Origin of the sequence: Ruminococcoides bili (assembly GCF_040093295.1) — a bacterium.
Taxonomy (GTDB): domain Bacteria; phylum Bacillota; class Clostridia; order Oscillospirales; family Acutalibacteraceae; genus Ruminococcoides; species Ruminococcoides intestinale_A.
Genome location: NZ_JBBNJY010000063.1, coordinates 1 through 5,863, shown reverse-complemented (window position 1 = coordinate 5,863; position 5,863 = coordinate 1). Strand labels below are relative to the sequence as shown.

Genomic DNA, 5,863 nt, shown 5'->3' with positions numbered 1-5,863 from the left:
GGTGCAAAGTGCAATTGCAACGCTTGTCGCTTTTAGCATTCCGTGCTTGTTCATTGGTTTGATTACTCCTTTCAAAATTAATTTAAAGGGCAATCTGCCCTATTTTGAATTTCTGTCATAAATAATATTATCACATAATTATCAAAATTACCATAATTTTATTAATTAAAAAATAAATACGGCAATATTTACAAATAGTTTGAGCTGTTTATGTGTATTATGCCTTATGCTTTGTAAAATTTAGCGGAGTCGACTATGCTTATACGGTGCTTTATGTAAGGTCAAAAAAAGCAAAGGAACCCGACATAACAATCGGATTCCTTTTTGAAAAAATATATTATTTGTCGCCCGACTTAGTGATTAAACCTGCAATCAAGCCAAAGAATATTGCCGAAGAAATACCTGCCGCAGCACTTTTAAGTCCGCCCGTGAGAATACCGAGAGCGCCGTCCGCAGCAAGTCCCTCTTTTACGCCCTGACTCATCAAAAAGCCGAAACCGCTGATAGGAACTGCCGCTCCTGCGCCCGCAAACTCGGCGAAGGGTTCGTAAAGTCCGACTGCGCCCAAAATCACACCTGCCACCACAAAGCCTGTAAGTATTCGGGCGGGAGTAAGTTTTGTTTTGTCAATTAAAATCTGACCGATTACGCAAATAAGTCCGCCTGTCCAAAATGCATTTATATAATCCATAACAATTCCTCTTTACAAGATTTTATTACCTTTAGTTATTTGCAAATGTGCGATTTTTATTCCGAAATGTGACAGGAAAATGAAAATTTGTGTAGCCGCTATGATTTTTCATAAAAAATATACACAAAACTGTTTTTATATAGTATAATATATGCTGTTGCGATATGACTTTGCGGAGTACACAAAGTTTTTATATGCTTACTATTATTAAGGAGTGAACAAGTCACATGGTTGAGGTTAAAAAACTCACAAAAAATTACGGCAACATCAAAGCTGTCGATAATATCAGCTTTACTGTTGGCGAGGGCGAAATCCTCGGATTTCTTGGCCCGAACGGTGCCGGAAAATCTACCACTATGAATATAATCACAGGGTATATTTCTTCCACATCGGGCACAGTAACTATTGACGGAAAGGAAATACTTGAAAATCCGAAAGAGGCAAAGGCAAAAATCGGTTACCTCCCCGAAATTCCACCGCTTTACACTGATATGACGGTGAAAAAGTATCTTGAATTTATGTTTGACCTCAAAAAGGTTAAACTTCCTAAAAAAGAACACATTGAAGAGGTTATGCGACTTGTTCGTATTACCGAACAGGCAGACAGAATTATTAAAAACCTCTCAAAAGGTTATCGTCAGCGTGTCGGTTTTGCCCAGGCTTTGCTCGGCAATCCGCCCGTGCTTATTCTGGACGAGCCGACTGTCGGACTTGACCCTATGCAGATTATCGAAATCAGAAAACTTATTAAAAGTCTTGGCAAAAAGCATACCATTATATTATCTTCTCATGTGCTGTCGGAAATTTCAGCAACCTGCGACAGAATTCTTGTTATTTCAAACGGTAAAATAGTTGCTGATGCAAAGACAGACGAGCTTTCGTCTTCTACCGCAGGCGAAGAAAAACTTGCGCTTGTAGTCGAGGGTGCCGCTTCGGATATTATCTCTGCAATCAAAAACATTCCTGCGGTTATTCGTGTAAATAAAATCTCCGAAAAGAACGGCAACTCGGCAAAATATATGGTTGAGTACGAAAAAGATCACGACGTACGCCGTGATGTATTTAACGCAATGGCAAGAATCGGCTGTCCGATTCTTGATATGCAGTCGGGCAACGAAACACTTGAGGAAATGTTCCTTAAGCTTACTGCTAACGGCAATTATGACACAGTCGGAGGTAAAAAATAATGGTGGCAATTTTAAAGCGAGAGCTTTCTTCTTATTTTAATTCAGCCGTTGCCTATGTTGTAATGGCGGTATATTTCCTGTTTTCGGGCTTGTTTTTCAGTATGATTTGTATTGAAAACGATACTTCAAGCCTTTCCTATGTTTTCGGAAATATGTTTATTATTATTCTTTTTATAATTCCTATTATCACAATGAAGAGCTTTTCAGAGGAAAAGCGTCAGCGTACAGACCAGGCGCTCCTTACTTCGCCTACAAGCCTTTTTGAAATTGTAATGGGCAAGTTCCTCGGAGCACTTATTCTCTTTGCAATATGCTCGCTTATCTTTGTTGTATATGCACTTGTAATTTCATTCTTCACTTCTCCCGACTGGGCGGTTGTGCTTTGTACCGTACTCGGACTTTTGCTTTTAGGCTCTGCTCTTATTGCAATTGACATTTTCATCTCTGTACTTACAGAAAGTATGATTATTTCCGCAGTTGCAGGTATGGGCGTAGGTCTTCTTATTTATATGCTAAGCAACCTTTCAAGCAACATCACCGTTGACTGGATCGCAACTATTGTTAAAAAAATTGATTTTCTTACATACTACACAAACTTTACATACGGTATGCTTAATCTTACAGACATTATATTCTTTTTAAGTGTTACGGGATTGTTCTTGTTCTTTACCGCCCGTGTACTTGAAAAAAGACGCTGGAGCTAAGGAGGTAAAGAGCAATGAGCGAATTGAAAAAAGACACAGTGGCAGAAAACACTGCCGAAGTTAAAACAAAAACAGACGACGATAAAGCGGCTAAAACCGAAAAAACCGAAAAGCCTAAGAAAGACAAGAAAAACGGCGGATTTAAGAATTTCTTAAAATCAAGAAAAGCCCGCCACGGCTCAATTGCGGCGGCAATTGTTGCAATTGTAATCGCACTTGTTATCGTTCTCAACATAGTGGTTTCGCTTCTCGTTGGAAGATTCCCGAATATGGTTCTTGACTTTACCAAAGAATCTTCATTTGCACTTGAAAACGACACTATAGACTATGTTTCTCACATTGACAAAGACATTAAAATCACTGTACTTACAACAGAAGAAAAGTTTGAGGGTTCGGGTGCGTATTACATTCAGGCAAACAAACTCCTTGAAAAAATGGAGAGCGCATCAAACGGCAAAATCAAACTTAATTACATTGACCTTTCAAGCAATCCGTCTATTTCACAGAAATATTCAGACGCAGATTGGAGCAAAAACTCAAATATGATGATCGTCGAGTGCGGCGACCAGTACAGAGTGCTTACAATTGACGACTGCTTTGAATACGACAAGGATTACTATTCACAGTACGGCACTTACTATGTAACATCTTCACTTGTTGAGCAGGCCGTTGTTACAGCTATTCTCAATGTTACTACAGAAGACAAAGTTGTAGTTGATATGATTACAGGTAACCAGGAGCAGGATTCGTCGGCAATCAAAACTCTTTTACAGAACAACGCTTATCAGGTAAACGATGTTTCTCTCGCTACAGGCGACCTTGATGAGGACGCTAAGTTTGCAATCCTTTATGCACCGTCTGTTGACCTTGACGAAGGCACAGTCGAAAAGATTTCAAAGTGGCTTGACAATGACGGCAAATACGGCAGAAACCTTATCTTTATCCCTACAGAAAACAATGTAGACACTCCAAACATTGACAGTCTTTTAAACGAGTGGGGTATGCAGGTAAATCCGGGCTATGTTTATGAAACAAGCACAGACCGCCTTGTAAGCAACAGCTCACCGTACATATTCACAGTTGACTACACCGACTACTACACAACAGGACTTAAAAATCCTAATATCCCTGTTGTAACACTCTTTGCAAGAAGCGTTACACTTTCGGATTCAAGCGTTTCACATGCACTTCTTACAACATCTACATCAGCAGGTATTTACCCAACAGACGCAGATGACACTTGGAATTACAAAAACGGCATTACAGGCGAAAATATTAATGTTGCCGCCGAGGGTGTTAAGTCAAATACAGACAACGCATCTTCAAAGGTAGTTGTTTTCGGTTCATATTCAATGTTTACTTCTGACATTATGTCATACAACAGCTTTAACAATTCAGGCTACTTTATGAATATGATTAACACACTTGCAGATAAGGACAATGCGGGTATTACCATTGAGGGTAAATCAATGCAGAATGCCGAGCTCGGAATTACCGATGCAACAACAAAGAACACTCTCTTCGTTATATTTGTAATCGTAGTTCCTGTTGCAGTTCTCGTAACAGGCATTGTAATGTGGTTACGCAGGAGGAACAAATAATGAAAAAGAATGTTAAACTTCTTATTATAATCGCAGCCGCAGCAGTTGTGCTCGTAGGCGTAATGCTGTTGCTGATATTCCTGCCGAAATCAGGCGATAACGCAGACCCGATGGACAGCATTGACCCGGGTATCGATATGTCAACATCTGTTGATGGAAACGGTATGCACCAGGCAACCATCAAAACAAACGATAAGGGCGAAATTGAAAATAACAGCTACGGTACTTTGATTGATTATGTGCCTGCAAAGATTTCAACAATCAATGTTGAAAACACATCGGGTACACTCGACATAAAGTCCGAAACTCCCGTTGATGATAACGGCAAGACAGAAAAAACCATTTATACTCTTGTAGGCTTTGAAGATTTTGATTTGCAGACAGGCTACGCCGATGCAATCGCAAACGATGCTGCGGCACTTGATTTCAGCAAAGTAATCAGCCTTGACGGTGCAAAATCTTCGGAGTGTGGTTTTGACAATCCGAAAGCAACAGTCCTTGTTACATATACAGATAATACAAAGGCTAAATTCATTGTAGGCGGCAATGCTCCGTCATCGGCAGGAACATATGTAAAGTTCGGTACATCCGACACAATCTACCTTGTAGAAAGTGATGCCGTAGACTCGTTCTCATACAGCCTTACCGATATGTTCTCAAAGGCAATCAATGATGCCGCATCGGATACAGACAATTCACAGTTCAGCAAAATTACACTTTCGGGTAAAAACTTCCCGCAAGCCGTAGTACTTGAACCGAACAACGACGGAAAGAACTCCGCTGCAACAGTTATCACTTCACCTAATAAGGCTTACGCAAGCGAAGATGCAAGCAGTAAGGTATCGGGCGCAATCAGAGGCTTGTATGCCAAGTCGGTAAAAATGGTAAAACCGTCCGACGCTCAACTCAAAGAACTCGGACTGGCAGATCCGTATGTAACTCTTGAGGCTGTGTATCCGGACACAACAATAAACCTTATTGCATCACAGCCTGACGGCTCGGGCAATGTAAACATTATGGAAAAGGGCGGAAAAGTTGTTTATTCAATGGCATCCGCAAACTTGCCTTGGGTAGATATGAGTTACGAAAAACTTTCGTCAGAGTATGTTCTCCATCCGCTTATGACGGCTGTTTCCACACTTACGGTAAACAACGGTTCCGACACTTATACCTTTGACATAGGCACAAAGGAAACCGCTACAACAAACGAAGACGGCGAGGAATCAACTACAACCACAACATCTGTAATGTACGGTGACAGTGAGATTAACTCATCATACTTCTCAACATTCTTCCAGAACCTTACATTACTTAAGAAAAGCGACACAAGCAGTGACAAGCCAAGCGGAAAGGCGGTATTTATAGCCGAGTACAAATATACAGACGGCAGTACAGATACAGTTAAATTCTATGATGCCGGCGGAAACAAATACCTTGCAGAGGTAAACGGCATAAGCGTAGGACACCTTTACAAGACAAATCCAAGTAAACTTATAGAACAGGTTAAAACTGTAGCAAATAATAAAGAGGTTTCAGACTTCGCAATATAATTTGTTATAATTAAACGCTGCACAGCCCGATTCAAGAAACGAATCGGGCTGTGTTTTTGCTCTTTGTAAAAATTATGGTTTAGCAAAGTGCTTTGTCAAGCAATTATAAAAGTTTGGTCAATCTTTTCAA

Annotated in this window: 5 protein-coding genes; 4 read left to right on the top strand and 1 reads right to left on the bottom strand. The window is 40.3% G+C overall.

The annotated features are described in order from the left end of the window. Window positions 1–337: 337 nt before the first annotated feature. Complete coding sequence (locus tag AAAY30_RS11020; RefSeq protein ID WP_195411341.1) at window positions 338–691, bottom strand: SpoVA/SpoVAEb family sporulation membrane protein; 354 nt, start codon at window positions 689–691, stop codon at window positions 338–340. A 227-nt stretch (window positions 692–918) separates the two neighbouring features. On the opposite strand from AAAY30_RS11020, the gene AAAY30_RS11015 reads away from it, so the two are divergent. From AAAY30_RS11015 to AAAY30_RS11000, 4 genes are read left to right on the top strand one after another with little or no spacing between them, the layout of a single operon-like run. Beyond that, on the top strand, window positions 919–1,878 hold the full coding sequence (locus AAAY30_RS11015; protein WP_022233885.1) for an ABC transporter ATP-binding protein: 960 nt from the start codon (window positions 919–921) through the stop codon (window positions 1,876–1,878). Continuing rightward, the gene (locus AAAY30_RS11010) at window positions 1,878–2,582 is read left to right on the top strand and encodes an ABC transporter permease (RefSeq protein WP_022233884.1); all 705 of its coding nucleotides are present in this window, start codon (window positions 1,878–1,880) and stop codon (window positions 2,580–2,582) included. Before AAAY30_RS11015 ends, AAAY30_RS11010 begins: the two co-directional genes overlap by 1 nt. Window positions 2,583–2,596: 14 nt before the next feature. Continuing rightward, window positions 2,597–4,183 carry a GldG family protein gene (locus AAAY30_RS11005; RefSeq protein WP_302198972.1) on the top strand — a complete coding sequence of 529 codons (1,587 nt, stop codon included), beginning with the start codon at window positions 2,597–2,599 and terminating at the stop codon, window positions 4,181–4,183. Further along, window positions 4,183–5,733: a DUF4340 domain-containing protein gene (locus tag AAAY30_RS11000; protein ID WP_499215947.1), complete on the top strand. Its 1,551-nt coding sequence runs from the start codon at window positions 4,183–4,185 to the stop codon at window positions 5,731–5,733. The genes AAAY30_RS11005 and AAAY30_RS11000 overlap by 1 nt, the downstream gene beginning before the upstream one ends. Window positions 5,734–5,863 lie beyond the last annotated feature (130 nt).

Coding starts and splice junctions, on each gene's coding strand:
- AAAY30_RS11020 (WP_195411341.1), bottom strand. CDS start 691: ATGGATTATATAAATGCATTTTGGACAGGCGGACTTATTTGCGTAATC.
- AAAY30_RS11015 (WP_022233885.1), top strand. CDS start 919: ATGGTTGAGGTTAAAAAACTCACAAAAAATTACGGCAACATCAAAGCT.
- AAAY30_RS11010 (WP_022233884.1), top strand. CDS start 1,878: ATGGTGGCAATTTTAAAGCGAGAGCTTTCTTCTTATTTTAATTCAGCC.
- AAAY30_RS11005 (WP_302198972.1), top strand. CDS start 2,597: ATGAGCGAATTGAAAAAAGACACAGTGGCAGAAAACACTGCCGAAGTT.
- AAAY30_RS11000 (WP_499215947.1), top strand. CDS start 4,183: ATGAAAAAGAATGTTAAACTTCTTATTATAATCGCAGCCGCAGCAGTT.